At 70.4% G+C, this 26,294-nt stretch carries 20 protein-coding genes; 10 read left to right on the top strand and 10 right to left on the bottom strand.

The window, feature by feature from the left end; genetic code table 11:
- The first annotated feature begins 10 nt into the window (after positions 1-10).
- Positions 11-571, top strand: a complete 561-nt coding sequence (locus tag AC1DSZ_RS00640) for a hypothetical protein (protein WP_476836474.1) — start codon at positions 11-13, stop codon at positions 569-571.
- A 4-nt stretch (positions 572-575) separates the two neighbouring features.
- Here AC1DSZ_RS00640 and AC1DSZ_RS00635 read toward each other — a convergent pair whose 3' ends face one another.
- Entirely contained in the window at positions 576-2,846 is a 2,271-nt protein-coding gene (locus AC1DSZ_RS00635) for a PAS domain-containing protein (protein ID WP_476836473.1), read from the bottom strand.
- Between the two features lie 277 nt (positions 2,847-3,123).
- Here AC1DSZ_RS00635 and AC1DSZ_RS00630 point away from each other — a divergent pair, with 277 nt between their 5' ends.
- The 3 genes from AC1DSZ_RS00630 to AC1DSZ_RS00620 are packed head-to-tail and all read left to right on the top strand — an operon-like array spanning position 3,124 to position 6,146.
- Positions 3,124-3,885, top strand: coding sequence for a glucosamine-6-phosphate deaminase (locus AC1DSZ_RS00630; protein WP_476836472.1), 762 nt, complete (start codon positions 3,124-3,126; stop codon positions 3,883-3,885).
- A 2-nt stretch (positions 3,886-3,887) separates the two neighbouring features.
- Positions 3,888-4,907, top strand: coding sequence for an N-acetylglucosamine-6-phosphate deacetylase (locus AC1DSZ_RS00625; RefSeq protein ID WP_476836471.1), 1,020 nt, complete (start codon positions 3,888-3,890; stop codon positions 4,905-4,907).
- Between the two features lie 54 nt (positions 4,908-4,961).
- Positions 4,962-6,146: an extracellular solute-binding protein gene (locus AC1DSZ_RS00620; RefSeq protein WP_476836470.1), complete on the top strand. Its 1,185-nt coding sequence runs from the start codon at positions 4,962-4,964 to the stop codon at positions 6,144-6,146.
- Positions 6,147-6,432: 286 nt separating this feature from the next.
- On the opposite strand, the gene AC1DSZ_RS00615 is transcribed toward AC1DSZ_RS00620, so the two are convergent.
- Genes AC1DSZ_RS00615 through AC1DSZ_RS00600 form a run of 4 tightly spaced genes read right to left on the bottom strand, consistent with a single transcriptional unit; the run spans position 6,433 to position 9,049 of the window.
- On the bottom strand, positions 6,433-7,074 hold the full coding sequence (locus AC1DSZ_RS00615) for a CDP-alcohol phosphatidyltransferase family protein (RefSeq protein ID WP_476836469.1): 642 nt from the start codon (positions 7,072-7,074) through the stop codon (positions 6,433-6,435).
- Between the two features lie 3 nt (positions 7,075-7,077).
- A complete protein-coding gene (locus tag AC1DSZ_RS00610) occupies positions 7,078-7,467 on the bottom strand; it encodes a hypothetical protein (protein ID WP_476836468.1) in 390 nt (129 codons plus the stop codon).
- On the bottom strand, positions 7,464-8,414 hold the full coding sequence (locus tag AC1DSZ_RS00605) for a phosphatidate cytidylyltransferase (protein ID WP_476836467.1): 951 nt from the start codon (positions 8,412-8,414) through the stop codon (positions 7,464-7,466). The genes AC1DSZ_RS00610 and AC1DSZ_RS00605 overlap by 4 nt, the downstream gene beginning before the upstream one ends.
- Entirely contained in the window at positions 8,411-9,049 is a 639-nt protein-coding gene (locus tag AC1DSZ_RS00600; protein ID WP_476836466.1) for a lysophospholipid acyltransferase family protein, read from the bottom strand. The genes AC1DSZ_RS00605 and AC1DSZ_RS00600 overlap by 4 nt, the downstream gene beginning before the upstream one ends.
- A 319-nt stretch (positions 9,050-9,368) precedes the next feature.
- Here AC1DSZ_RS00600 and AC1DSZ_RS00595 point away from each other — a divergent pair, with 319 nt between their 5' ends.
- From AC1DSZ_RS00595 to AC1DSZ_RS00580, 4 genes are all read left to right on the top strand, one after another.
- Positions 9,369-12,398, top strand: coding sequence for a cyclic nucleotide-binding domain-containing protein (locus tag AC1DSZ_RS00595; protein WP_476836465.1), 3,030 nt, complete (start codon positions 9,369-9,371; stop codon positions 12,396-12,398).
- 168 nt (positions 12,399-12,566) lie between these two features.
- The gene (locus AC1DSZ_RS00590; RefSeq protein ID WP_476836464.1) at positions 12,567-13,862 is read left to right on the top strand and encodes a DUF4399 domain-containing protein; all 1,296 of its coding nucleotides are present in this window, start codon (positions 12,567-12,569) and stop codon (positions 13,860-13,862) included.
- 12 nt (positions 13,863-13,874) lie between these two features.
- Entirely contained in the window at positions 13,875-14,309 is a 435-nt protein-coding gene (locus tag AC1DSZ_RS00585) for a DUF4399 domain-containing protein (RefSeq protein ID WP_476836463.1), read from the top strand.
- 70 nt (positions 14,310-14,379) lie between these two features.
- The gene (locus AC1DSZ_RS00580) at positions 14,380-15,447 is read left to right on the top strand and encodes a formylglycine-generating enzyme family protein (RefSeq protein ID WP_476836462.1); all 1,068 of its coding nucleotides are present in this window, start codon (positions 14,380-14,382) and stop codon (positions 15,445-15,447) included.
- A 791-nt stretch (positions 15,448-16,238) separates the two neighbouring features.
- Here the strand turns inward: AC1DSZ_RS00580 and AC1DSZ_RS00575 are convergent.
- Positions 16,239-17,972 (bottom strand): caspase family protein, encoded by a 1,734-nt coding sequence (locus tag AC1DSZ_RS00575; protein ID WP_476836461.1) that lies wholly within the window; start codon positions 17,970-17,972, stop codon positions 16,239-16,241.
- Between the two features lie 228 nt (positions 17,973-18,200).
- Between AC1DSZ_RS00575 and AC1DSZ_RS00570 the strand changes: the two genes are divergently transcribed.
- Positions 18,201-18,629: a hypothetical protein gene (locus tag AC1DSZ_RS00570; protein WP_476836460.1), complete on the top strand. Its 429-nt coding sequence runs from the start codon at positions 18,201-18,203 to the stop codon at positions 18,627-18,629.
- Between the two features lie 16 nt (positions 18,630-18,645).
- A complete protein-coding gene (locus AC1DSZ_RS00565; protein WP_476836459.1) occupies positions 18,646-20,700 on the top strand; it encodes a CHASE2 domain-containing protein in 2,055 nt (684 codons plus the stop codon).
- 4 nt (positions 20,701-20,704) lie between these two features.
- Here AC1DSZ_RS00565 and AC1DSZ_RS00560 read toward each other — a convergent pair whose 3' ends face one another.
- The 4 genes from AC1DSZ_RS00560 to AC1DSZ_RS00545 all read right to left on the bottom strand — a co-directional run bounded on the left by AC1DSZ_RS00560 (position 20,705) and on the right by AC1DSZ_RS00545 (position 26,262).
- Positions 20,705-22,285, bottom strand: a complete 1,581-nt coding sequence (locus AC1DSZ_RS00560; RefSeq protein WP_476836458.1) for a family 16 glycosylhydrolase — start codon at positions 22,283-22,285, stop codon at positions 20,705-20,707.
- Between the two features lie 336 nt (positions 22,286-22,621).
- Positions 22,622-23,677, bottom strand: coding sequence for an alcohol dehydrogenase (locus AC1DSZ_RS00555; protein WP_476836457.1), 1,056 nt, complete (start codon positions 23,675-23,677; stop codon positions 22,622-22,624).
- Positions 23,678-23,699: 22 nt separating this feature from the next.
- Positions 23,700-24,620: an alpha/beta hydrolase gene (locus tag AC1DSZ_RS00550; RefSeq protein ID WP_476836456.1), complete on the bottom strand. Its 921-nt coding sequence runs from the start codon at positions 24,618-24,620 to the stop codon at positions 23,700-23,702.
- 25 nt (positions 24,621-24,645) lie between these two features.
- Entirely contained in the window at positions 24,646-26,262 is a 1,617-nt protein-coding gene (locus tag AC1DSZ_RS00545; RefSeq protein ID WP_476836455.1) for a flavin-containing monooxygenase, read from the bottom strand.
- Between the last annotated feature and the right edge of the window lie 32 nt (positions 26,263-26,294).

The raw sequence follows: 26,294 nt of genomic DNA, 5'->3' as shown, positions 1-26,294 counted from the left end.
GTGGCTTTGCGTGTCAGCCACCGGCGCGGCGCTAGCGCAGACGCCTCCCGCGCCTACCCCCGCGGCTCCGCCCGCCGCCACCAGCGGCCCGCCGGCCGCGCGCCCGGATTGCGACGCCAACTGCGTGCGCGGCTTCAACGACAGGGCCGCGCAGGCCTGCGCGCCCCAGATCGAGGCGCAGGCGCCGATCGACTTCGATTGGCTGCAAAGGCCGTTCGGCGGCATTTTCCAGCAAGGCGACACGCCGGACGCCGAGCATCCGGCCATCCGCTACAGAGGCGATTCCATCCGCTTCCAGAGCCCGCAAAAGGAGTGGGTGCGGGTGAGCTATGAATGCTCCTACGACCCGGTCAGGCAGAAGATCGTATCGGTGACGGTTCGCCTCGGGCGCCTCGATCGCCCCGCGGCCCCGCCCGCGAATGCTGCGGCGGCGGCTGGCGCGCGAAACGGCAAGCCGGCCCGGGCCGTCCGGGCCCGGCCCGCGCCCCGCCAGACCATCGCGCCGCGCGCCGGCGAGGCGAGCGACATCGAGTTCTTCCAGGTCAATCCGCGCGCGTCGGGGGCGCGGTAGGGCCTCAGCCCAGATTGGCGATCGGCGCGGAGAAGACCACCTCCAGGCCGTCGCTGGCCCAGGCGTGGCGGAGTTCGCCGCCGAGCTGGCCGGCGGCGCTGCGGGCGGCCAGCACGGTGCCAAACCCGGTGTGCTGGGGCGCGCCTGCGACGGGCGGGCCGCCGACTTCGCGCCAGGTGAGCCGGTAGACGCCGTCCCGGATGGCGCCCGTGACGAGAACGCGCCCGGTCTCGACGCTGAGGCAGCCGTATTTCATCGCGTTGGTGGCCTGCTCGTGCAGGATCAGCGCCAGAGCGGTCGCGCTCTTCTCGTTGATCGCGACGTCGTCGCCGCTGATCTCCACGCGGGGATGCCCCTCCTGGAGATAGGGCGCGAGCAGGAGCCGCAGCAGGCCGAACATGGTCTCGCCGCCCATCGTCGCGGCGCTCTCGGGACTGTGTGGACGGACATATTCGTGGGCCTGCGCGAGCGCGAAGAGCCGGTCCCGCAGCCCTGCGGCGAAGACCTGCGCCTCGGGGCGGCCGCGCGACGAGAGGGTGACCAGGCCGTTCACCACCGTGAAGATGTTCTTAATGCGGTGGCTGAGCTCGCGCGTCAGCAGTTCGCGCGCCTCCTCGGCGTGCTTGCGATCCGTGATGTCGACCACCGTGCCGGGACAGCGCATGGCGCGTCCGGACGCGTCCGGCTGGCAACGGCCTCGAGCCGCGACCCAGCGCACGCTGCCGTCCTTCTGGGTCACCCGGTACTCGGTCTCGTAGCTCGAGGCGCTCTCGACGGCCGCCGCGAGCTCGCGCATGACGCGGGCCCGGTCCTCGTCGTGGATCGCGTCGAACACGGCCTGGATCGGCACGCCCGCGGCCCCCTGCCCCTCCTCGACGCCGAACAGGCGGGAGAAGCGGGCGTCCGCGACGACGCGGTCGGTCTGGATCTCCCACACGCAGGTGCCGATCCTCTCCGAGGCGTCCAGCGCGAGATGCAGGCGCTCCTCGCTGGCCCGCAAGGCGCGCTCCTGCTCCTTTTGCTGGGTGATGTCGCGAAAGATCACCGACACGCCGAGCACGCGCCCATCGGCGCCGTGCATCCGCACCGCGCTGGCCGCCACCTCGACCAGGCTGCCGTCCTTGCGCCGGCGCACGGTCTCCAGGTCGACATGGCCGTGCCGCATGGCGAGGTCGAACACGCCGCTTTTGTTCTCGGCCTCCGTCAGCCCGTCCTTGGGGACAAGCAGATTTGCGGGCGCGCCTATCGCTTCCGCGGCCGTGTAGCCGAAGAGATGCGTGGCCGCGTCGTTCCAGGTCTGGACCCGCCCATCGGCCGCCGAGATGCTGAAGATCGCATGGACGGACGACGACACGATCGCGGCGAGCTGCGCGTTGGCGGTTTCGGCCTGCTTGCGATCCGTGATGTCGCGGTGAACGCCGACCAGGCGCAGGGCCCGGCCGTTCGCGTCCCGCTCGATGGTGGCGCTCGCCGCGATCCAGCGAACCTCGCCATCGCTGGGGCGGATGATCCGGTACTCGGCTTCATATTCGGTGTCTCGGCCGCGCACCGCGTCCATGAACGCCTGCTCGACCTGGGCGCGATCGTCCGGATGGATGCGCCGCACCCAATCAGCGTGGCTCTCGTCCGCGTTTTCGGGACGCAGTCCGTGGATCTGGAGATACTCGGGGGACCGCTGGTTCTTGAAGCCGTCGCGCAGGTCCACATGCAGCGCGCCGATGCGCGCGATCCGGTGCAGGCGCTCCAGCTCGGCCTCGCGCTCCGCCAGCGAGGCGATCAGGCGGCGCTGCTCGAGCAGGCTCATGACCTGCCTGGCGAGGGTCTTCAGAACCTCCGCCTGCTCGGCCGTCAGCCCCTCTGGCCTGGGCTTGTAGTCCAGCACGCACATGGTGCCGATCGCCACGCCCTCGGGCGTTTCCAGCAACGCGCCGGCGTAGAACCGCAGATGCGGGCTGCCGGTGACGAGCGGGTTGCAGGCGAAGCGGGGATCCTTGGTGGTGTCCGGCACGACGAAGAGGTCGCGCTGCAGGATCGCGTGGGCGCAGATCGACACGTCGACGGGCGTCTCGCGCACGCCAAGGCCGATCTCGGCCTTGAAGAACTGGCGCTCGTCGTCGATCAGGTTCACGACCGCGACCGGCGCGTCGCACACGCGCGAGGCGACCTGGCAGACGCTCGCGAAGGCTTCCTCGGGAGGGGTGTCGAGGATGCCGTAGCGGCGCAACGCGGCGAGCCTGGCCGCCTTGTTGAAAGGGTCTTCCGCCCTGTCGTTCAAAAACCGTCTCCTGGCGGACAACCCGACGCGCAGCCTCTCATGGGGCGTACGACGCTGCTTTTAAGATGGTGCGGCGGGAACGGCGCGAGGGGACGCCGGGCACAACCACTAATTCAGATTAGTCGTTTAACATCTTCACGCTGCAAATGCGCCCCCAACACGGCCCGGTCGTGGCGCAAAAGGAGGCGGTCGCCGCAGGGGGGCCATGCGCGCCGGCGCGGTTGACAGGATGGGCCCAAACGAGCCGTCATGGCCCCTTGACCAAGGGAGCCGCCGTTTGAAAGTCCATATCGCCCCATCCAAGCTTCTCGCCGGGAAAGAGGCCGCCCGCACGGGCGCGGCGGCCATACGGGCCGCGATCCGCGACCGCGGCGAGGCGCGCGTGATCGTCGCCACGGGGGCGAGCCAGTTCGAGATGCTGGACGCGCTTGTTCAGGAGCCGGACATCGACTGGGGCAAGGTGACGGGCTTCCACCTCGACGAATATATCGGCCTGCCGGAGAGCCACCCCGCCAGCTTCCGCGGCTACCTGCGCGAGCGCTTCACCGGCCGGCTGCCGGCGCTGGGCGCGTTCCACTTCGTCGACGGCGAGGCGGCGGACATCGAGGCCGAGCTTGCACGGCTTTCCGCGCTGGTCGCCGCGGCGCCGATCGACGTGTGCTTCGCGGGCATCGGCGAGAACGGCCACCTCGCGTTCAACGACCCGCCCGCCAATTTCGAGACCGAGCAGCCCTATATCGTGGTGGATCTCGACGACGCCTGCCGGCGCCAGCAGTTCGGCGAGGGCTGGTTCCCGACGCTGGCGGACGTGCCCCCGCAGGCGGTGTCGATGAGCGTCCGGCAGATCCTGAAAAGCCGCCTCATCGTCCTGACCGTGCTCGATACGCGCAAGGCCGCGGCGGTGCGCGGCGCGCTGGAGGGTCCGGTTACGCCGGATGTGCCGGCCTCCGTGCTGCAGCGCCATCCCGACACGGTGGCGTATCTCGATCCCCCCGCCGCGGCCGAGCTCTCGGCCGGCTACCCGGCGCAGCGGACCTGACCATGCGCTCGCAAGGGCTCTTCGACATCCAGGTGAACGGCTTCGCGGGCGTCGACTTCAACGACGGCGCGCTAACCCCGCAGGCGCTGGACCACGCGCTGGAGGCCATGCTGGCGACCGGCGTCACCGCCTGCCTGCCCACCATCATCACCGCCCACCCCCGGGAGCTCGCCGAGCGCTTCGCCGCGCTGGACGCGGCCGTGGCGGGCAGCCGGCTCGGGCCCGCGATGGCGCTGGGCTACCACCTCGAGGGGCCTTTCCTGAACCCGGCGGACGGCTACAAGGGCTGCCACCCGGCCGCCGCAATGACGCCGCCGGACCCCGAGCTCGTCCGGTCGCTGCAGGCGCGTCTCACCCGGCCGATGCTGCTCGTCACGATCGCGCCGGAGCGCGACCCCGGCGGCGCCTTCGCGCGCTGGGCCGCCGACGCCGGCATCGTGGTCGCGATCGGGCACAGCAACGCGACCACGGCCGAAGTCGCCGAGGCCGCCGAGGCCGGCGCGACGCTCTCCACGCATCTGGGCAATGGCGTCGCACACCAGCAGCACAAGTTCGACAACCCCATCGTGGCGCAGCTCGCCGAGGACCGGCTCTGGGCCGACTTCATCGCCGACGGCGTCCACCTGACGCCCACGGCCCTGAAAGTCATGCTGCGCGCCAAGGGGCCGGAGCGCTCCATCCTGGTCACGGACGCGGTCGCGGCCGCGGCGTCGCCGCCCGGCCTCTATCCCTTCGCGGGCATGACGGTGGAGAAGACAGCCGATGGCCGCGTCAGCCAGCCCGGCACGCCCTATCTGGCGGGCTCCTGCCTGACGCTCGACGACGCGGTCCGCAACGTCGTGCGCTGGGGGCTGGCGACGCCCGAGCAGGCCGTCGCGATGGCCTCGACCCATCCGCGCGCGCTGCTCGCGCCGGCGATGCGGCGGCATGGCGTCGTGGAGCCGCCGAGCGAGGTGACCTGGTCGCCCGCGCTCACGATCGACGAGGTCCGGCTGAATGGATCCGTCGTGACCGGACGCTAGACCGCGGCCCCGGGCCGCCACACACTGCCAACAACAACGGGAGGGCTGAACATCATGCAGGGGCCATTTTCACGCCGCGAGGTCCTCGGGGGCATCGCCGGTTCGGCGTTGCTGGCCACGGGCGCGCGTGCGGCCGGGCCGGCGCTGCCGACATCGCCGGTCGCGATCACCATCATGGACGTTGGCGGCGCGCTCGCGCTGCTGCAGCCGGGCTTCGACGCCTACAAGGCCGCCAAGCCCGAAGTGGTCTCGCGCATCACCTACGTGAAGGCCCCCGCGCCGGAGCTCGCCGCCAAGATCAAGGCGCAGCAGAACGCCGGCAAGAGCGACCTCGACCTGATCCTGACCGGCAGCGATGGCCTCGCGGCCGGCCTCGACCAGGGGCTCTGGACCAAGCTGTTCCCGGAGCACGAGGCGTCCTTCCCGGGCATAGAGGCGAATTACGAGCCCGCCGCGCTGCGGCTGTTCAAGGCGCAGGGCCAGGGTTTCGCGGTGGTGTGCGCCTACTACCCGTCCGGCCCGCTGCTCGAATACGCGCCGGAGCGCGTCGCCAAGCCGCCGGGCTCGGCCGAGGAGCTGCTGGAATGGGCGAAGGCCAACCCCCACCGCTTCATGTATGCGCGGCCGGCCAATTCTGGCCCGGGCCGCACCTTCATGATGGGCCTGCCCTACCTCCTGGGCGACAAGGACCCGGCCGATCCGGTGAACGGCTGGGAGAAGACCTGGGCCTACCTGAAGGAGCTCAACAAGTACGTCGAGTACTACCCGACCGGCACCGGCGCGACCATGAAGGAGTTCGGCGAGGGCTCACGCGACATCATCATCTCGACCACCGGGTGGGACATTAACCCCCGCGCGCTGGGCATCGTGCCGAAATCCGCCGCCATCGCGACGCTGAAGGGCTTCCACTGGGTGTCGGACGCGTTCTTCATGACGGTGCCGAAGGGCGTGCCGGCTGACCGCTTCGCGGTGCTGCTGGACATGATGAACTTCATCCTCCAGCCCAAGATCCAGGCCTTCGCGTATGACGAGGGCTACCTCTATCCCGGGCCTGCGGTCCGCAATGTGGGTCTGGAGCTGGCGCCGCAGAAGAGCCAGGACGTCATCCGCGAGTTCGGCCGGCCGGAATACGCCAAGCTGATCGCCGACAACCCGATCGAGCTGCCGCTGACGCCCGACAAGATGGTGGTCGCCTTCCGCCGTTGGGACGAGGAAATCGGCAGCAAGACGAAGAAGTGACCCTGCCCGTGCGGGCTGCGCATCCGCGCGGCTGACATCGACGCAAAGCGCCGCCCCTCCGGGCGGCGTTTTCGCGAGAGCTTCCCCGTGGTTTGATTCCTCAACACCCCTCATCCTGAGGAACATCGCCCCTTGGCGATGTGTCTCGAAGGACGAGGGGTCCAGAGGGCTGAAAGCTCGTGCAAGCTGGAATCCCTCGTCCTTCGAGACGCAGGCCCAAGGGGGCCCGCTCCTCAGGATGAGGGGATTGAGGGGGTTCAGCGAGCCTGATTAGCAAGGCGACCGGTCAGCGGCTGCGGAGCGCCAGCACCACGGTCCTGGCTCTCCTGAGCGCCGTGACCGCAGCCCCAACCACAATCACGCCCAGAGCTGCGACCAGGACCCCTCCCCGGCCAAGCCAGAGCGGCTCCAACAGGGAGGCCAGCGCGGCGGCCGTGATCGTCGCCATGCGGTGCTGCTTGGCCATCGGGCCGGAAAAATCGACCGGAAGCCCGCACGCCCGGCCGAGTTCGCGCGTGTAGGCGGTGAGGACCGCAAAGGCCGCCGCCGCCCAGCCGAGGGCCGGAGCGCCGGCGCCGTAGCCGGCCCCGACCAGGATGAGGATGTCGGCGACGCGATCGGGAAACTCGTTCCAGAACGGCCCGTCGGGGGCCTGCTTGCCGCCTTCGATCGCCACCATCCCGTCGAACAGGTTGCAGAGCAGCCGGAACTGGCAAAACAGGGCCGCAAGGAGGAGCAACCCGGCGCGCGGCCATGGCTCGGCATGGGCCGTGAGGCTGAACGCCACGCCGGCGACGGCCGCCATGCCGATGCTCGCCACGGAGATCTGGTTCGGGGTGACGGATGCGGCGCTCAGGCGGCGCGCGACGGCTTGGGCCAAGCCGGAGTCGCGGCTCGCGAGGGGTCTTCTGTTGTCGTCCACCGCCACCGGTCAGGCCCTCTTTGCGCGCCAGAGCGCGAGGTTGTAGAGCGCCGCGTAGCTCGTCGAAACGGTGAGCGGCACGGCGATCGTGTGGGCGATTTCGGGCGTGCCGCCCAGCGCATGAAGCGTGGTCAGCGCGCAGGCCGAGACGATCAAGGCGACCAGCGGCGGGGCGACGAGCCCGACAGGCCCTTCGAACCAATCGGCCAACAGCTCGATCGCGCGTTTCAGCAGCAGGGTGATGGCGGCCGACAGCGCGCCCTGGATCAAGCCGGCCTGCAGCCATGCCGCCGTCGGATGGGCCCGGTTGGCGAAAGCTGCCCAGCCGCCCATCGCGACGAATGCGAAGCCGACATGCACGACGCTGCTGTCCATCAGGCCGCGGCGCGATGCGGTCATGTGGCCGACCAGCCGTAACGGACGAGATGGAAGAAGATGGGGGCGGAAAAGACCACCGAATCGAGCCGATCGATGAAGCCGCCATGGCCGGCAATCAGGTGGCCCCAGTCCTTGACGCCACGATCGCGCTTGATCGCCGACATCACGAGCCCGCCGAAGAAACCCATCAGCACGATCACGAGCGACAGGAATGCGGCCTCGAGCGGCCGGAACGGCGTCATCCATGCCAGCGCCGCGCCGATGAGCGTGGCGCTGAGCGCCCCGCCGACGAAGCCCTCCACTGTCTTGGAGGGAGACAGGCGAGGCGCGATCTTGGTGCGGCCCAGAAGCTTGCCCCAGATGTACTGGAGGACGTCGCTCATCTGCACGACGATCACCAGGAACGCGATCAGGAGGACGTTGCGCCCCTCGTAGCCGGGGATTTGCAATGTCAGCAGCGCCGGGACGTGCGAGGTGCAGAAGACGCAGATCATCAGGGCCCACTGCACCTCGGCGATGCGAACGAGGTAATGGTCCGTGTCGCCGCGCAGCGCCGCGATGATAGGCATCAGCAGGAAAGCATAGACCGGGATGAAGATGGCGTAGAGCCCATACCAGTCGATCCAGACCAGGTAGTACTGCACCGGCAGCACGATGAAGAACGCGGCGGCCAGCGCCCAATGATCAGCGCGGCGCGTGTTGGTGAGCGTGATGAACTCGCGCAGGGCCGCGAAGGAGCAGAACGCGAACAGGAGCGTCACGCCTGTCTTGCCGCCGATCAGCGCCAGGCCCATCAGGACGACCATGATCCACCAGGCCCGGATCCGGTCGTTCAGGTTCTCGACCACGGCGTTCTGGCCATCCGGCGACAACCTGCGCTGGAGCGCGTAGCCGATCGCGGACGCGACGATGAGAACGGCCAGCAGGCACGCGAGCACGATCACGAGGTCGGGATGCGGCATCGTCATGGCGCGGCCGCCTTGGGCGACAAAGCCAGCAGCGCCCGTTCGGCGCGGGCCAGGAAGGCCTTCTTCCTCTCAGCCTCCTCGAGCCACAAGGGCGCGCCGAACGTGACGGTGCAGATCAGCGGAATGGGCACGAACTCGCCTTTCGGCATGACGCGGTTGAGGTTGTCGATCCAGACCGGGACCAGCGGGACACCCGATCGCGCCCGCGCCAGATGGAAGAGCCCGCTCTTGAACGGCAGCAGCGGCGCGTCGGTGGCGTTGCGCGTGCCTTCCGGAAACACGATCAGCGAGCGGCCGGCGTCCAGCACGTCGGTCATCATTCGGATCGGATCGTTGGTTCGGCTGACGCGATCGCGATCGATCAGCACCGCGTTGAACACCTCGCAGCCGATGAAGCGCCGCAGGCGGTTGGCGAGCCAGTAGTCGCTGCCGGCGACCGGCCTGGTCGCAAAGCGCATGCGCCGCGGCAGCACCGTCCAGATCAGGACGAAGTCGCCGTGGCTGGCGTGGTTGGCGAAATAGATCCGCTGCTCGTCGGTGGGCGCGGTTCCCGCCCAGAGCCCGCGCACGGCCGTGATGAAGCGCGCGAACACGACGATGAGCACGCCGGCGAGGCTGATTAGCGCGGATCGCATCGCAGGCCCCACCCGTTGGCGACGATCGCGGTCAAAGGTTGTGCGGACAGCGGCGGGCTCGTCGGATCAACATACCACGACCTCATCAAACAAACCCGGACATGCGCGGTGGATTGGGGAGAATCTCGACTCCGCCCGCAAGGCGACGTCGGGGTTGCTCGTTGGGCGCGCGCCCCCCGAACCCCGCCTCCATAACCCGCCGCCCGGTTGCGCTCTGTGCGTTCTTGCACGGGCCCGACGTAGCGCGGGGCCGCCGCTGCGGGTAATCTCGCCAGCCCTGAATCCGAGCGGCGGTCGGGGCCAATCAGGGCGTCAAACGGTGCAACCGGCCACACTCCAGCGCGAGCGTCTGTTCGCCTATATCTGGCGCTGCAGCCGCGGCGAGCAGCTGCGCGTGCTTGCGGTCGTGCTGCTGTCGATGCCGTTCTACTACGCGTCGCTGGACGTGCCGAAGCTGATCGTCACCGACGCCATCCAGGGCCGGGCCTTTCAGTCTTCCGCCACAGCGCCGCTGTTTCGCATCGTCTCGCCCTGGAGCGGCGCGGTGCTGTTTCCCGGGATCGAGTTCGACCGCACCTCCTACCTGTTCGCCCTGTCGGGGCTGTTCCTCGCGCTGGTGCTGGTGAACGGCGCCTTCAAATACGTGATCAACATGCGCAAGGGGGCGCTGGGCGAACGCGTGCTGCAGCGCCTGCGCTTCGAGCTCTTCGCCGCGCTGGTGGCCCGCACGCCCGACGCGGGCCGGCGCATCAGCGCCTCCGAGGCCGCCACCATCATCAAGGACGAGGTGGAGCCGGTCGGCGGGTTCGTGGGCGACGCCTTTATCCAGCCGATCTTCCTGTTCGGACAGGCCGCGACCGCGCTGGCGTTTATTCTCATCCAGAGCCTGCCGCTGGGCATCTGCGCCGGCGCGCTCGTGGGCGTGCAGGCGGTGATCATTCCGCGGCTGCGGCGCGAGCAGCTCCGCCTCGGGCGGATGCGGCAGTTGCAGTCGCGCGCGCTGGCCGGGCGCATCGGCGAGGTCGTGGACGGGCTCGACGAGGTTCGAAACCACGGCGCCGCCCCCTACGAGATGAGCCGCATCGCAGGCCGCCTGGAGGAGCTGTTTTCAATCCGCTACCGCCTCTACGGGCGGAAATTTGCGGCCAAGTTCGCCAACAACCTGCTCGCGCAGGCGACGCCGTTCCTGTTCTACTCGCTGGGCGGCTATTTCGCACTGCGCGGCGAGCTCGCCATCGGCCAGCTCGTGGCCGTGATCGCGGCCTATCGCGACCTGCCCCCGCCCGTGAAGGAGCTGATCGACTGGGATCAGCAGCGCATGGACGTGGAGGTGAAGTTCCAGCAGGTCGTGGAGCAGTTCCCGGCGCTGGACGCCCCCGCGGCGACTGGCGCACTCACGCCCGCCGAGCCCGCCGGCGCGGTGTTGGCGGCGGTCGCGGTGGAGCTTGGCGGTTCGCCGGGCGAGCCTGGCTCCGAGAAGGCTTCGCTGACCATCGCGCCCGGTGACCACGTGGCGTTGTTCGGGCCGCACGAACTCGTGAGCGCGCTCGCATCCGCGCTGGCGGGACGGCGCCGGCCGGCCTCCGGCCACGTCTCCTATGGCGACAACCGCCTCGACCAGATGGACGACGCCACGCTGGGCCGGCTGTTCGCCTATGCGGGGCCGGACCCGGCCGTGTTCGCCGGGACGTTCCGGGACAACCTGCTCTACGGGCTGCGCCGCGGCGGCGATGCGGAATGGCTCGATCTGGAGGCCGCAGGCGTTTCCTCGCCCGAGGAACTCGGCGAGGCGGTGCTGCGGGTGGTGCGGGTCGTGGACCTGGAGGCCGACATGCGCCGGGCCGGGCTCGCAGCGCGGATCGACCCGGCCGCGGAGCCTGATCTGGCCGCCCGGATCGTCGCGGCGCGCGACGCCCTGGCGGACGGGCTGGCGGCCGCCAACGCCTCCGACCTCGTGGAGCGATTCGACCCCGAGCGCTATGGCGAGCGCCTGTCGATCCGCGAGAACCTGCTGTTCGGGCCCCTGCCCGAGCCGGAGGCGGCCTCGGCGGCGCCGCCGTTTCTGGCGGTCACGCTCTACCGGCTGGAGCTGGGCGACGCCCTGGAGGCGATCGGGCGCGGGTTCGCGGCGACCATGGTCGAGATTTTCGCCGATTTCGGCCCGCAAAGCCTCGTGGTGCAGCGCTTCGCCTTCATGTCGGCCGAGGCGCTGGACGGGCATCGGCGCGCGCTGGAACGGCACGGGCTGGGGCGCGCCACGTCCGAGGACCGGCTGAACTTCCTGATGCTGGCGCTGCGCTACTGCGAGCCCGTGCACCGGCTGGGCCTGCTCGACGACGCCCTGCGGGCCCGCATCCTGGCGGCGCGCCCCGCCGTCGCCGAAGCCGCCGCGGCGGCCGGCGTTTCCCTCCCCGTCTACGACCCCGCCGCCTACACGCCCGGCGCGAGTTTACGGGACAATTTGTTGTTCGGGCGCGTGGTCTCGGAGGCGCCCAGCGCGGGCGAGCGGCTCGCGGAGGCGCTGGAGGGCACGCTGGCGCAGACGGGCCTGACGCGCGTCGTGCTCGACGTGGGCCTGGACCAGCCCGTGGGCCCGGGCGGGCGCGAGCTCTACGCGACCCAGCGCGCCGCGCTGGCGCTCGGGCGCTGCCTGCTCAAGCGCCCGGCCGTGCTCGTGATCGACGGCGCGCTGCAGGCCTACGGGGACGCGCGCGGCGCGCAGGCGCTGGCGGCCATCCGGGCGTTCATGCACGGGCGCACGCTGGTGGCGGCGTGCGGGCCGGGCGTGGAGCGCGCGGGCTTCACGCAGGCGATCGAGCTCGGGGGCGGCCGCGCCCGCATCCGCGCAGGCGCGCGCGAGAGCGCGCCCGAGCCCGCCCGCCCGGAGGCCATGAGCGAGGAGGTGCGCGCGCTGCGCGCCGTGCCCATGCTCGCCTCGCTCGAGACCGCGCGCCTGAAGCTGCTCGCGTTCACGGGCGAGCGCGTGACGTTCGCGCCCGGGCACGTGCTCATGCGCCAGGGCGACGAGGCGCACGACGCGCTCGTGCTCCTGTCCGGGGACGCGACCGTGTGGATCCAGGGGGACGCGGGCGCGCTGCGCCTGGGCGTCACCGAGCCGGGCGCGATCGTGGGCGAGATGGGCGCGCTCACCCGCGGCCGCCGCGCCGCGACCGTGACCGCCAACACGCCCGTGCGCGCCCTGCGCATCCGCCGCGACGTCCTCACCGAGCTGGTGCTGGAGTATCCGGATTTCGGGTTGCGGCTGCTGCAGGCGCAGATCCAGCGGACCGCCGAGGTGGAGCGGCGGCTCCTGGAGGCGCGCAACGCCGGGGCTCCGCCCGAACCCTGAGCCGGCGACCGAAGCGCGCATGTGCGCAACGTCACACCCGTTTGCGCCGGCCCGGAGCATGATGAGCCCAGGGCGACACGCTCAAGCCTGCCTTGTTTCGCCCGTCCGGGCTTGTTAACTTTCAACCCAGACGAGCATTTTGTGTCCTGCGGCCATCGGAGGTCGGCGATGCTCACCCACGCGTCCCTTCGCATGCTCGTCGCCATGCTGGCCGCTCTCGCGGCGCGGTCGGCCGACGCGCAGCAGCCGCAGCGCAAAGCCTCGCCGCCGGACGCCCGGGTCTTCTTCGTCGACCTCAAGAACGGAGCGACCGTGCCGTCGCGCTTCACCGTGCGGTTCGGCCTCGAGAAGATGGAGATCGCCCCGGCCGGCGTGGCGCGGCCGAACACCGGCCACCACCACCTTGTGATCGACGCTCCGCCGCCGGCGCCCGACCAGCCGATCCCGAGCGATCCCAACCATCTTCACTTCGGCCGCGGCCAGACCGAGGCCGAGATCATCCTGCCGGCCGGCGAACACACGCTGCAGCTCGTTCTCGGCGACCAGGACCACGCTCCTCACGATCCGCCCGTGATGTCGGAGGTGCTGCGCGTGCGGGTCGACGCCGCCACGGTGGAGCGGGCCCGCACGCCCTCCCCGCCCGGCGCGACGGTGTTTTTCGAGGGGCTCGACGACGGCGCGCTCGTCCCGACGCGCATGACGATCCGCTTCGGCGTGACCGGGATGGCGCTGGCGCCCGCCGGAACAAGCGCGCCCGCGACCGGGCATCATCACCTGATCATCGACGCGCCGCCGCCCGACGCCGATCGCGAGATCCCGAACGATCCCAACCACCTGCATTTCGGCAAGGCGCAGACCGCCACTGAGGTGACGCTGTCGCCCGGTCCCCACACGCTGCAACTCGCGCTGGCCGACCACGAGCACGTGCCTCATGATCCGCCCGTGTTCTCTAAGGCGATTCACGTGGTCGCCGAGGAGCCGCGCGCGCCGGACCGGCCCGCTTCTTCCGCTGCGCCGGGTGTCGCGCAGGCGGCTTCCGCAAGTGCGCAGGGCGCATCCGGCCGCACCCCCGCCCCGCCCGATGCGGCGGTGTATTTCATCTATCCGCCTAAGGGCGCGACCATCTACCCGAACACCACCGTGCGGTTCGGCCTGCGCAACATGGGCGTCGCCCCGGCCGGGGTCGCCAAGGCCAACACCGGCCACCATCACCTGCTGGTCGACGTCGAGACGCCGCCGCTCGACCAGCCGATCCCGAACGATCCGGCGCACCTGCATTTCGGCAACGGGCAGACCGAGAAGAAGATCTCGCTCGCTCCCGGCCGGCACACGCTGCAGCTCATTCTGGCGGATGCGCAGCATGTGCCGTTCGATCCGCCCGTGATGACGGAGCGGATCGACGTCACCGTGATGGCGCCTCGGAAAGGCGGCGCGAAGGCGGCGTCCAAGAAGCGCCGGCGCTGAGGGAGCATGGCGATGACCGCGATGGGACGAATGATTGTCGCGCTCCTGGGCCTGCTCGCCGGGCTCGGAACGGGAGTCGTCGCGGCCGCGGCCGGCACGGCCTCTCCGCCCGGCGCGACCGTGTATTTCCATTATCCGCTGGACGGCATCCATGTGCCGCAGCGCTTCACGGTGCGCATCGGGCTCAAGGAGATGGGCGTGGCCCCCGCCGGCGTCACCAAGGCGAACACCGGCCACCACCACCTGCTCGTGGACGCCGAGCCGCTCGATCTCACCCGGCCGATCCCGTCGGACTACAATCACATCCACCTCGGCAACGGCCAGACGGAGGTGCTGCTCACCCTGCCGCCGGGGCCGCACACGCTGCAGCTCGTGGTGGGCGACCATGACCACGTCCCGCACACGCCGCCGGTCGTTTCGAAAAAGATCACCGTCTATGTGCGTTAGAGCCGGTCTTGCGTCCCTGATCTTGCGCGGCGTCCTTTGCGGAGTTTTCGGCGCATCCGCGGCGCTGCTCGTGGCCGGGATCGACCGCGCCGACGCGCAGGCGCGCAGGCCGGCCGAGGCGCCCCGCGCGGCGCCGTCGGCGGAAGACACGCTCGAGACGCGGTTCTGGAACTCCATCCGGGGCGCGGACGTGGCGGCGGATTTCCAGACCTATCTCGACGCCTACCCGAACGGCCGCTTCGCCGCGCAGGCCCGGGCCCGGCTACGCGAACTGGAAGCCGGGGCGACGCCAGCCCCACAAACGCCCTCGCGGGCTCCCGCGGCGGCGCCTCGGCAGGTCGAAAGGCCTCTGCAAGGTGAAAAGCCCGGGCCGGTCGAAAAGCCCCGCCAGGCCGAGCAGCCTCGCCAGCCCGCGCCGGCGGCGGCCGCCATCGTGCAGGATTGCGACGGCTGCCCGCCGCTGACGGCGATCCAGCCGGGGTCCTTCTCGATGGGATCGACCGAGCTCTTCCCGTTCGAGGGCCCCGTGCATCAAGTCACGATCCGGAAGCCGTTTCTGCTGGGCGTGCACGAGGTGACCTTCGCCGAATGGGACGCCTGCGTGGCCGACGGCGGATGCGCCTATTCGCCGCCGGATCGCGGCGCCGGGCGCGGCAATCGCCCGGTTTCCAATCTCGACTGGAACGACGCGCAGCAATACGTCGCCTGGCTGTCGCGCAAGACCGGCAAAACCTATCGCCTGCCGACCGAGAGCGAGTGGGAATACGCGGCCCGCGCGGGCGGCTCCACCGCCTATCCGTGGGGCGGCGCCATGGAAAAGGGCCGCGCCCAATGCGTGGGCTGCAACCCCGAACCCGCCGCCGCGGCCGCGCCGGTCGGCAGCTTCCCGGCCAACGCATTCGGGCTCTTCGACATGACCGGCAACGTCGCCGAATGGGTCGAGGATTGCTGGAACGACAGCTTCAAGGGCGCGCCCGCCGACGGCTCCGCCTGGACCCGCCCCCGCTGCCCCGAACGCGTGCTGCGAGGCGGCTCCTTCAACACCGACCAGCGCTATGTGCGCTCGGCCTCGCGCTACAAATACGACTTCGACGTGCGCTTCTACACCAACGGCATGCGGGTGGCGCGGGAGCCGTGATCGTCGGTTGTTTGGCGCCGGGAGTGCTGGGTTGTGGGCGCAACCCTCCCCGTCCTTGCGAGCGACAGCGAAGCAGTCCAGCTAACGCCGGGCCCTTAGGCTGGATTGCTTCGCCTCCGGCTCGCAATGACGGCGAGGCGCTGCGATGCCGGTTACACCCTTCTGTCATCCCCGGCGGCGCGTAGCGCCGGGAAGGGGATCCAGGGCAGCCGCGCCAATGGCCCCTGGATCCCCTTCCCGACCTGCTGCGCAGGTCGCCGGGGATGACGGCGAGGCGCTGAGTTGTCGATCCACCCTCCCTGTCATTGCAAGCGACAGCGGAGCAATCCAGCTAACGCCGGGCCTTTAGGCTGGATTGCTTCGCCTCCGGCTCGCAATGACGGCGAGGCGCTGGGCTGTTGGCACCAACTTCCTGTCATCCCCGGCGGCGCGTAGCGCCGGGAAGGGGATCCAGGGCAGCCGCGCCAATGGCCCCTGGATCCCCTTCCCGACCTGCTGCGCAGGTCGCCGGGGATGACGGCGAGGCGCTGAGTTGTCGATCCACCCTCCCCGTCATTGCGAGCGACAGCGAAGCAATCCAGCTAACGCCGGGCCCTTAGGCTGGATTGCTTCGCCTCCGGCTCGCAATGACGGCGAGGCGCTGAGTTGTCGATCCACCCTCCCCGTCATTGCGAGCAACAGCGAAGCAATCCAGCTAACGCCGGGCCCTTAGGCTGGATTGCTTCGCCTCTGGCTCGCAATGACGGCGAGGCGCTCGGAGGGTGGGCGCCGCTCCCTCACCAGGCAAGCGCTCAGGGCGTCTGGGCCGTCGCGGGCTTGTCGCGGGCCGCGATGGCGGACTGGAGTTTGCGGATGGCGGCGTCGAGGCGGCGGGCTTCGCGCGGGGGTGCGTGCTTGCGCAGCTCGGAGAGGCGGGCGAGTTCGCGGCGGTCGGCTTCCAGGGCCTGGCGGCGTTCGAAGGCGCGTTGCTCGACTGCTTGGCGCTCGGCCTCGGTGAGGCGGCGGGAGAGGCCGGGGTCAGCCGGCGCGGAGCCGAGGTCGGCGACGTGGTCGCCGTCCTGGCGGCGGCGGGCGGCCAGTTGCTCGACTTCGCGGCGCAGGGCCTCCTTGCTCTGCTCGGCGATGCGCAGCGCTTCCTGGCGGTCGGCTTCGGCGTCGGCGGCGCGCTGCCTTTCGGCGTCGAGGCGTTTCTGCGCGGCGATGCGCTCCACCTCGCGGCGGTCGGCCTCGCGCTGGGCGGCTTCGCGGCGGGCGAGGTCCTCGGCGGCGACGCGCTCGGCTTCCCGGCGGGCGGCGGCGACGCGCTCGGCCTCGATGCGCCGCTGGATCGCGAGCTTCTCGGCCTCGCGCGCCGCATCCTGCTTTTCGGCGCTCTGGCGCTCGGCTTCGCGCTTCTCGGCGGCCTGCCGCTCGGCTTCGAGGCGGGCCTCCTCGCGGCGTTCGGCGGCGCGGCGCTCCGCGTCGCGGGCGGCGTCGGCTTCCAGCCGGGCGAAGATGCGGCGCTGCGCCTCGAGGCGGATGCGGTCCTGCTCCTGGGCTTCGCGCTGGACGCGCTCGCGCTCGCGGGCCCGCTCCTGCTCGAAGGCGACGCGCTGTTCCTCGACCTTGCGGAAGCGGTCCAGCATATCGAGGCGATATTGCGCCTCGCGGGCGAAGGGCGAATTGGGATAGCGCGCCTTGAAGGCCTGGAAATCGGCCCCGTCGGAGGACTCGCGCACCCGCGCCCAGGCCAGCGCATCCGTTTCGCCGCCATTCAGGAAGTAGTCGCCCAGCAGCGAGATCGACACCTCCGGCCGCTGGCGGCCCTCCGTGCGCTCGTAGACGTCCTGCGTGACGCGGCGAAACAGGGTGGCGATCTCCAGCCCCGGCTCCGCCAGGCGCCGGATCAGCGCTTCCGTGAAGGGGCTGTTGCGGCCGCGGCCATCCTGCGCGACCTGGTCGGGCGCGGTCGCGTAGGCGATCACCAGCCCCTCGGTGCGATCGATCCGGGCAAGGCCGCGCGAGGCCGAGACGGCGCGACTCGCCTGGGTGAGGCGGCGGTCGAGCGGATTGTCGCGGCAGGCGTCCAGCACGATGATCTTGACGCCGCTGGAGCGCTCCAGCGCCGACATGACGCGCGCCACGTTGACGGCCTGGAACTCGACGTCGTTGTAGTCCTCGACCTCGATGTCGATCGGCAGCAGGTAGTTCTGGCGCTGATACTGGATGCCGTGGCCGGCGTAGTAGAACAGCGCCGCATCCGCGCCGGCGGCCTTGCGGGCGAATTCCGACAGGGCCCGGTCGAAGCCGCCCTTGTCGGCGTCCGTGCGCAGGATGACGTCGAAGCCGAGCTTGCGCAGCGCCTCGGCGAGGTCGGGCGCATCGTTGAGCGGGTTTTCGAGGCGGTTGATCTTGCCGTAGTGGGCGTTGCCCATCACGAGCGCGACGCGCCGATCCGCCATCGCGGAACCGCAGGCGAGCGCCAGAAACAGCAACCAGACGAGAGCGACCGTGGCGCCGGCGCTCCGCGATGGGATCCTGAGCATCGCCATCACATCCAGCCCGCATCGCAGGCGCGACGGAGCGCGCCTCGCGGAGCCGAAAGCGTAAGCGCGATCCCGGGATGCGGCAATTCGCCGGCGGCGCGCGACGTGCGCGGGCGCACATGGACGGACCACAACCGGCGCGTGTCTTTCGGCACCGCGCGGGCCGCCATCTGCGCTATGCTGGCGCTCTCGCTTCGTCGCCGAACGCGTCGCCACAGGAGGGCCCGCATGATTGGCTCGAAATGGTCCGGACATGGCCCGCCGCTGGCCGGCTTGGCGCTTATGGCCGCAGCCCTGCTCACGCCGGGCGCGACCTGCGCGCAGGAGCAGCCGGCAGGCTATGTCTCGGCGATGCGGGGCAAGCCGCAGGTGCTGGCCGATGGCCGCCTCGCTCCCATGGCGCTGATGCAGACGCTGCCGGCCGGCGCGATGGTGGTGCTGCGCGCCCGCGAGGGCTTCGCGTTCTGCCACGAGGGCGCGAGCAAGATTTTCCGGGTGGAAGGCGCGGGCGCGGTGCATGTCGGCCAGGGCGGCATCGACGCCGATGGCGACGGGCCGCGGATCGCCCCCATGGGAACCTGCGCGCCGCCGGCCTCGCCCAGCGAAACGGGCGGCGTGCTGTTGCGATCGGTGCGGCCTCCGGCCTCGCCGAAATAGGAGGCGCCCGCGTTCCATGATCACAGGCGCGGCGCCCGGCAAGCCCTTCTGGCGACAGCGCGCGCTCTCGTCGGGAGCCTGCATTGCCCTGGTGGCGGCCTGCGCGGCGATGGGCGCCTGGAGCGGGTTCTCGGGGCCGTTTTCGCCCCTGTCGGGGCCGAACGCGCCGCTTTACGATCTGTCAGCCGCGCTGCTGCAACGCCCGGACGCGGCCAGCGCCTGGCCGAACGCCGTGGTGCTGCTGATCGACCAGGAGACGCTGGACGGGCCGCCCTGGTCGCTGGCGCCGCGCGCGCTGCAGCATCGACAGCTGGCCGAGCTTGGCCGCCGGGCGCTGGACCTGGGCGCGCGCAAGGTGGGCTTCGACCTCGTGCTGGCGCTGGACCCGGCTGACCTCGCGATCGCGGGTGCGGACCTGCGGAGCTTCGACGCGCCGCTGCGGGCGCTGCTGGAGCGCGAAAGCGACCGGGTCGTGATCGGCTCCTATCCCACCGTGCGGCCGGCGCAGGCCTATCGCGACCTGGTCGGGCCGGGCGGCGTCGGCGTGGTGGACCTCCAGGCAGAGGAGGACGGCGTGGTGCGCAGCGTCGCGACGCGGCTGCGGCTGGCGACGGGCGAGATCCAGGCCGGCTTCGCGGATCGTCTCGCGGCGGATGACGACGACGACCTCAGCGTGCGCGAGCAGAGCCGCGTGCTGCTGTTCCCGGGCGCGCCGCTGCGCACCGCGCCGGTGATCACGGTGCGGCGCTTCGAGAGTTGCCTTTCGTCCGCGGACGGGTCGGGGCGGCTGGAGGCCGCGCTGCGCAACCGCGTGGTGCTGATCGGAACCGGCATCGTGGGCGAGGACCTGCGGCGCGGGCCGGACCGGTTCATGCGCCAGCCTGCCACCGCCGCAGCGCCGACCGAGCCTTGCGCGCCGGGCGGGCTTACGCTGGACTTCGGCGACCGCAACGTCGCGCCGGGCGTGCTCGTGCAGGCGGCCGCGGTGGAGAGCGCCGCGTCGACGCGCACGCCCCGTCTTGCGGACGCGCCGGCGCGGGCCGCAGCGAGCGGGCTGATGGCGACGGCCGCCGTGCTGGTGTTTCTGGGCTTGAGCCGGCGGCTGGCGCGGATGCCGGCCGAGCGGCCGACGCTGTTCTCCACCACCGCGGTGGCGTTCGCCGGGGTGGTCGCCGCCATCGTGGGGCTCGCGGCGGCGTTTCTGGGCGTCGCCGCGCTGGCCGTGCGGATGCTGGGCCTGTGGCTGCCGCTCGGGCACACGCTGATGCTGGTGAGCGCGGCGGGGTTCATGGGCGCGATGACGCTGGCGGTGCGCCGCGACCTGGCGCTGGCGGACCTGCGGCGCTCCTTTGGCCGCTACCTGCCCGCCAAGGTGGTGGCGGCGGCGCTGCGGCGCGAGGACGTGGTGAGCGGCGAGGAGCGGCCGATCTCGGTGCTGGTCGCGGACCTGCGCGGGTTCATCCAGTTCTGCGAGAGCCGCCGCCGGCAGCCGACCGCCATTATCGGGGCGCTGAACGCCAAGTTCGCGGCCGCGCAGGCGGTGCTGGACCGCTACGAGGCGACGCTGGACAAGTTCGACGGCGACGCCGTGATCGCGTTCTGGAACGGCGTGGGCGAGCAGCCGGACCACGCCGCGCGGGCGGTGGCGGCCGCCATCGAGCTGATCGAACAGGACGCGCTGCCGGGCGAGGACGGCGGCGAGGGCCTGCGCTTCAAGGCCGCGGTGGCGAGCGGGCTCGCCTTCGTGGGCGACTACGGCTCCAAGCAGAAAACCAATTTCAGCGCCATCGGCGATCCGATGAACCTCGCGGCCCGGCTGGAGGGGCTTTGCAATCCGCACGGCGTCTCGGTGGTGATCGCGGCCGAGACGCTGGAGCAGGCGCGGGCCGAGCCCGGGACGGACCCGGCCGTGCTGGCCGCGCTGGCGCGCACGCGCTTCCGCGACCTCGGGGCCGTCCCGCTGAAGGGCTATACGGAGCCGGTGCGCATCGCGACCGCGGAGGCGCAATATCCAGCGCAGGTCCGGCCGCAGCCGGAGGGCGACCGGCGCGCGGGGCGCCGATCGCGGTGATGCGTCAGACGATCCAGAAGTCGGCGGCCGTCAGAACGGGGTGGTTGGCCAGCGTCGCGATCTGCACCGCTCCGCCAGCGGCCGAGCCGTTGCTGTCGTAGAAGAGCTTGCCGGTGTCGGTCTCGTAGACCACGAAGTCGTTGGCGTCCTGCGCCACCCCCGCGGCGTTCGCGGCGAAGGACCCCGCCGAGAGCGCGCCAGCCTTGGTGAGCGCGGTGAAGATCGCGTTCTCGAGGTGGATCGTGTCGTTGTTGCCCGCCGCGTTGGAGAAATCCGCGATCGTGTCGACGTTTCCGGCGCCCGGGGCGGTCGTGAACCGGAAGATGTCGTTGCCGGCGTCGCCGAAGAGCACGTCGGCGCCGCCCTTCCCGTCCAGCGTGTCGGCGCCGGCGCCGCCGTGCAGCTGGTTGGCGGCGCCGTTGCCGGTGAGCTGGTTGTCGAGCCCATTGCCGAAGCCGTTCGCGGCGGCGCTGTAGATCAGCTCCAGCCGCTCGACATTCGCCGACAGGGTGTGGGTGATCCCGCTGCGCACGGTGTCGACGCCCTCGTTGGCGAGTTCGATCACCTTGTCGCCCGTGTCGAGCACGACATAGATGTCGTTGCCGGTTCCGCCCGACATGGAGTCGGCCCCGGCGCCGCCATTGATGGAATCGTTGCCGGCTCCGCCCTTGATCGTGTCGTTGCCGCCGGCGCCCAGGAGGGCGTCGTTGCCGCCCTTGCCGTCGATCACGTCCGCGCCGCCCTGCCCCGACAGCCTGTCGGCTGCGTCCGTTCCGTTCAGGGTCAGGCCGGTGGTGGGAGTGGGCGTCGGGGTCGGAGTCGTGGGCGGCGTGGTCGGCGTCGCGTTCGGATCGTTGGAGTAGGCGCGGATATAGTCGATTTTCATGTCGAGCGGCGCGCCGGCCGGGTCGGCGCCGTCCTCCACGGCGAGGTTGGCCAGGAGGTACATCGGGCCGTGCATGTCGCTGGGCGTCGCCCGCGTCCCCATCAGCTGGCCGTCGTAGTAGAAGCCGATCGTCTTGTCGTTCCAGTCCATCCCGTAGGTGTGGAAACCCTGCGTCTGGTCAGGGTGATTGCTGAAGACCTGCAGCGTCTCGTTGGGGTTGGGATGGTAATCGGTGGTGTGAATCCAGCTATAGACGCCCGGCGTGTAGCGTCCGTAGTGCTCGACCACGTCGAGCTCCTGCCAGCCGGGCTTGTTGTTGGCCGGGGTGACCGGCATCAACCAGAACGCATCCCAGGCGCCCTTCACGTCGGACATGTCCGCCCGCATCTCGAAATAGCCGTAGGTTTGCGCGAACTCGCCCCGCGTGTGGATCAAGCCGGATTCCCAGCTGCCCGGATAGCCGTAGGGCGTCTTGTCCGGCTGCGCCGTGATCGTGAGCACGCCGTTGGCTACCTTGAACGGGTCGTAGCCCGAGGCCGCGTCCACGAACGACGATCTTCCGAAGCCGATGTCCGAATTGGCGTCGTACCGCCACTCCGGCCGAATGTCGGACCACTTCGTCGCCGCGCCCGTCTGAGAAATGCTGCGGCCGTTGAAATCGTCGCTGAACGTCAGCTTGTATCCGCTAAGATCCTTCATCATACCCCCACCATAAACGGACGAATATTCCTCCCGAATCAACGCAAGGTTTGCGGACGAAAAAGGTCATGATGAGGCAGAGGCGCCGTTTGCCCGCAGATCGTCTGGCGGCGGAATGCTCTAGACCACCCGATTCTCGGCGTTTGCGAAGCGCATTGCGCTGTTGCGAGATCGAGCCGCCACGGCCGCCTGCATGATCAATCGCGCGTGGTCGATTCCCGCAGGCGGCTGAGCCAATCGCAGCGTGGCCGGGACCCCTTCCAACGTCGAAAGCCGCCCTTTGCGGGGCGGCTTTGGAGTGCTGGCGTTCTGGGCGCCGGGATCAGTTCGCGGCGTTCAGCCGTCCATCAGAACCGCGCGGCCGGTGATCTCGCCGGCCTTCAACCGCAGCAGCGCGAGGTTGGCGTCGTCCTTCTGAAACCGCGTCACAGGCACGGCCGGCAACTTGCCGGACTGGGCCAGCGCGACCACGGCGCGCAGATCCTTCACGGTGCCGGTGTTGCTGCCCAGCACGCTGAGCGCGCGAAACACCATGCCGGCCAGCGAGAGGGTGAGTTCGCCGCCCGCGACGCCGACATTGACCAGCGTTCCGCCCTTGGCCAGGGCGCCCATGGCGGCCGCCGCCGTGGCGCTGGCGTTGACGAAGTCGATCACCGCGCTCACCGGGCCGCCCGCGGCGGCGACGATTTTCTGGGACACGTCGTCGCCCGATCCGTCCACCACGGCGGTTGCGCCGAGGTCGAGGGCGGCCTGCCGCTTCGCCGCGTCGATGTCGACCGAGACGATCGCATGGTGGCCGAAAGCGCGAAGCATCGAGATGGCCGCGAGCCCGAGGCCGCCTGCGCCGATGAGGACAATGGGCTTGTCCGGCGCCATCGGCATGATTTTCTGGATGGCGCTGTACACGGTGATGCCCGAGCACGCGAAGGTGGAGGCCAGGGCCGGGTCGAGGTCGCCGAGCGGCACCAGGTAGCGCGGATGCGGGGCGACGATCTCGCTCGCGAACCCGCCATGGCGCATCACGCCGATGCTGCTCTGGCTGGCGCAGAGGTTGTCGTCCTCGTTGAGGCAATGCTCGCAATGGCCGCAGCCGACCCACGGGTAGACGACGTAGCGCTCGCCCACCGTGACGCCGGTCGCGTCCGGCCCTGTCGCAACGACCCGGCCGGCGATCTCGTGGCCGGGCGCGCGCGGCAGCGTCACGCCGCGGTCGGCGAGGGTCAGGACCTTGCCGCCCCCCATGTTGTAGACGCCCTTCCAGAAATGCAGGTCGGAATGGCAGACGCCGCACGCCTCCACGGCGACCACGACTTCGGTCCCGGTCGGCTCCGGCCGTTTGACCTCGATGCATTCGAGCGGCTCGCTGTGGCGAACGACGGCCCAGGCTTTCATGCTGCGTTCCTTTTCGTGAATGTCAGTGCGCCGCAGTGGCCGACTTTGCGGCCCGCGTCGCGAAATCGGCCAGCGCGGCGACTTCCCGCGCGGCGACATCGAACAGATTGTGCAGGCGAATGAAGCCGTGGGTAACGCCCTCGGCCGTGCGAAGCGTCACCGGAACGCCCGCCCGTTCGAGCGCGTCCGCGAAGGCGCGCCCCTCGTCGGCGAGCACGTCGCACTCGGCGAGCACCACCAGCGTCGGGGGCATCCCGGCTAGGTCGTCGGCCACCCGCAGCGGCGCGATGTCGGGCGAGGTCCACAGGGTCTCCGGCGCGTAATGGCGAAAGAACCAGACCATGTCGTCCCGGGTCAGCGGCAGGCCGGCCCCGAAGGCACGGTAGGACGGCCGATCGAAATCGCTGTCCGTGACCGGATAGACCAGTGCCTGCCCGGCCAGCGCGACCGCGCCGCGCAGCTTGCGCGCCGCGACCGTGGCCAGGTTCGCGCCCGCGCTGTCGCCCGCGACCAGCAGCGGCGTTTCCGGCCCGGCGAGCGCCCGCGCATGCGTGATGGCGTCGACGGCGTCGTCCAGCCCGGCCGGAAAGGGGTGTTCCGGAGCCAGGCGGTAGTCGGGCAGCAGAACCGCGCAGCCGCTCAGGGCCGCCAAGGTCCGCGCCAGGGTGTCGTAGTCGTCCAGCGCGCCGATGACCCATCCGCCGCCGTGGAAATAAACGAGCATGCCAGTTGGCGCATCGGACGGCCGATAGAGCCGACCCGCGATCGCGCCGGCGCGGGTCGGGATCTCGAGCTCGCGGACCTCCGCCATTGCGGGTCCCTGGCCGATCACCGCGCGGGCGGCCGCCACCATCGCGCGCGCATCCTGGGGCGACCCGGCCGACAAGGCCGGGCGGCCTTTCAGTTGCTCGATCATGGCGGCGATGAAGGGGTGGAGCGTCATGGCCTGCTCCGCTCGCGATCGCCGGTCATGCGAAAACGAAGCCTTCGTAGTTCTTGGCCACGACCTCGTCGCAGATGCGCCGGTAGCGGTCCACGCCGCCCACATAAGGCATCATGATGCGTGGCTTGCCGGGGATGTTTGCGCCCATGTACCAGGACGCCGCCTTCGGCAGGAGCGTGCCGGCCGCCGCCTCGCCGACATGCGTCACCCATCGTTCCTCCGCGTTTGCGTCCGGGTCGATGCGCGCGAGGCCCGCGTTCCGCATGTGGTCGATGCAGTCGGTGATGAACTCCACGTGCTGCTCGATCGACGTGATCACGTTGCTGAGCACCGACGGGCTGCCCGGGCCGGTGACCATGAACAGGTTGGGGAAGCCCGCGCTCATCAGGCCCAGATAGGCGCGCGGGCCATCGCGCCACTTGTCCCGGAGCGAGGCGCCACCCTCGCCGCGGATGTCAACGCGCAGCAGCGCTCCCGTCATGGCGTCGAACCCGGTCGCGTAGACGAGCGCGTCGAAGCAGTAGCGGGCGGCGGACCGAGTGACGAGGCCATCCGGCGTGATCGCCTCGATGGGGTCGCGGCGGATGTCCACGAGCGTCACGTTCGGCCGGTTGAACGTGGCGTAGTAGTCGCTGTCCACGCAAATGCGCTTGGTGAAGATCGGGTAGTCCGTCGGGGTGAGGAGTTCGGCGGTCTGCGGGTCGTGGACGATCTCCCGGATCTTCCGGCGCACGAAGTCGGCCGCGGTTTCGTTGGACTGCTCGTTCACGACGAGATCGTTGTAGGCATGCATGAAGTTCGCGCCGCCCTTGTCCCAGCGCCGCTGGTACTCCGCCTCGCGTTCCTCCGGGGTCGCCTCCAGCGCCGATTTCACGGCGAATTCGTAGATCGTGCCGGACCGCGTTTCCTCGCGGGCGCGCTTGCGGAGCGCCGGATAGTCCCCCTTCCAGCGCGCGACTTCATCGGGCGTCAGCGGCGCGTTGCGGGCCGGGACGCTGAAATTGGGCGTGCGCTGGAAAACGGTGAGATGTCCCGCCTGCCGGGCGAGTTCCGGGATCGCCTGGATGGCGGATGAACCGGTGCCGATGACCCCCACGGCCTTTCCGGCGAAGTCGACCGGATCATGCGGCCACGCGCCGGTATGATAGACCTCGCCCCCGAAGGACTCCGCGCCCGGGATCTCGGGCATGCGCGAGGCTGACAGGCACCCGGTCGCCATGACGCAGAAGCGGGCGCGGATCGTCTCGCCCGTGTCGGTGGTGAGCGTCCAGCTTTGCGTGGTTTGGTCGAATTCGGCGCTGGTCACTGTCGTGTTGAACTGGACGAAGCGCTTCAGGCCGTAGCGTTCGGCGACGTGCTGCGCATAGGCCAGGATCTCGGGCTGGGTCGCGAAGCGCTCCGACCAGTTCCAGTCCTGCTGCAGCTCGTCATCGAACGAGTAGGAATATTGCATGCTTTCGACGTCGCAGCGCGCGCCGGGGTAGCGGTTCCAGTACCAGGTTCCGCCGACGTCTCCGGCGCTGTCGAACGCCCTCACCGAGAAGCCCATGCGGCTCAGCCGATGGATGAGGTAGAGCCCCGAAAAGCCCGCGCCGACCACCGCGACGTCGAGCAGGCCATCGTTGAGCGTGCGAGCGGACATGTTCAACTCCCGGATCGTGGGGCCGGCGCAGC

This window comes from Alsobacter sp. P4_H11 (assembly GCF_056400925.1).
Note: the sequence above shows the minus strand (reverse complement) of the source record. Positions and strands in the feature narration are given on the sequence as shown.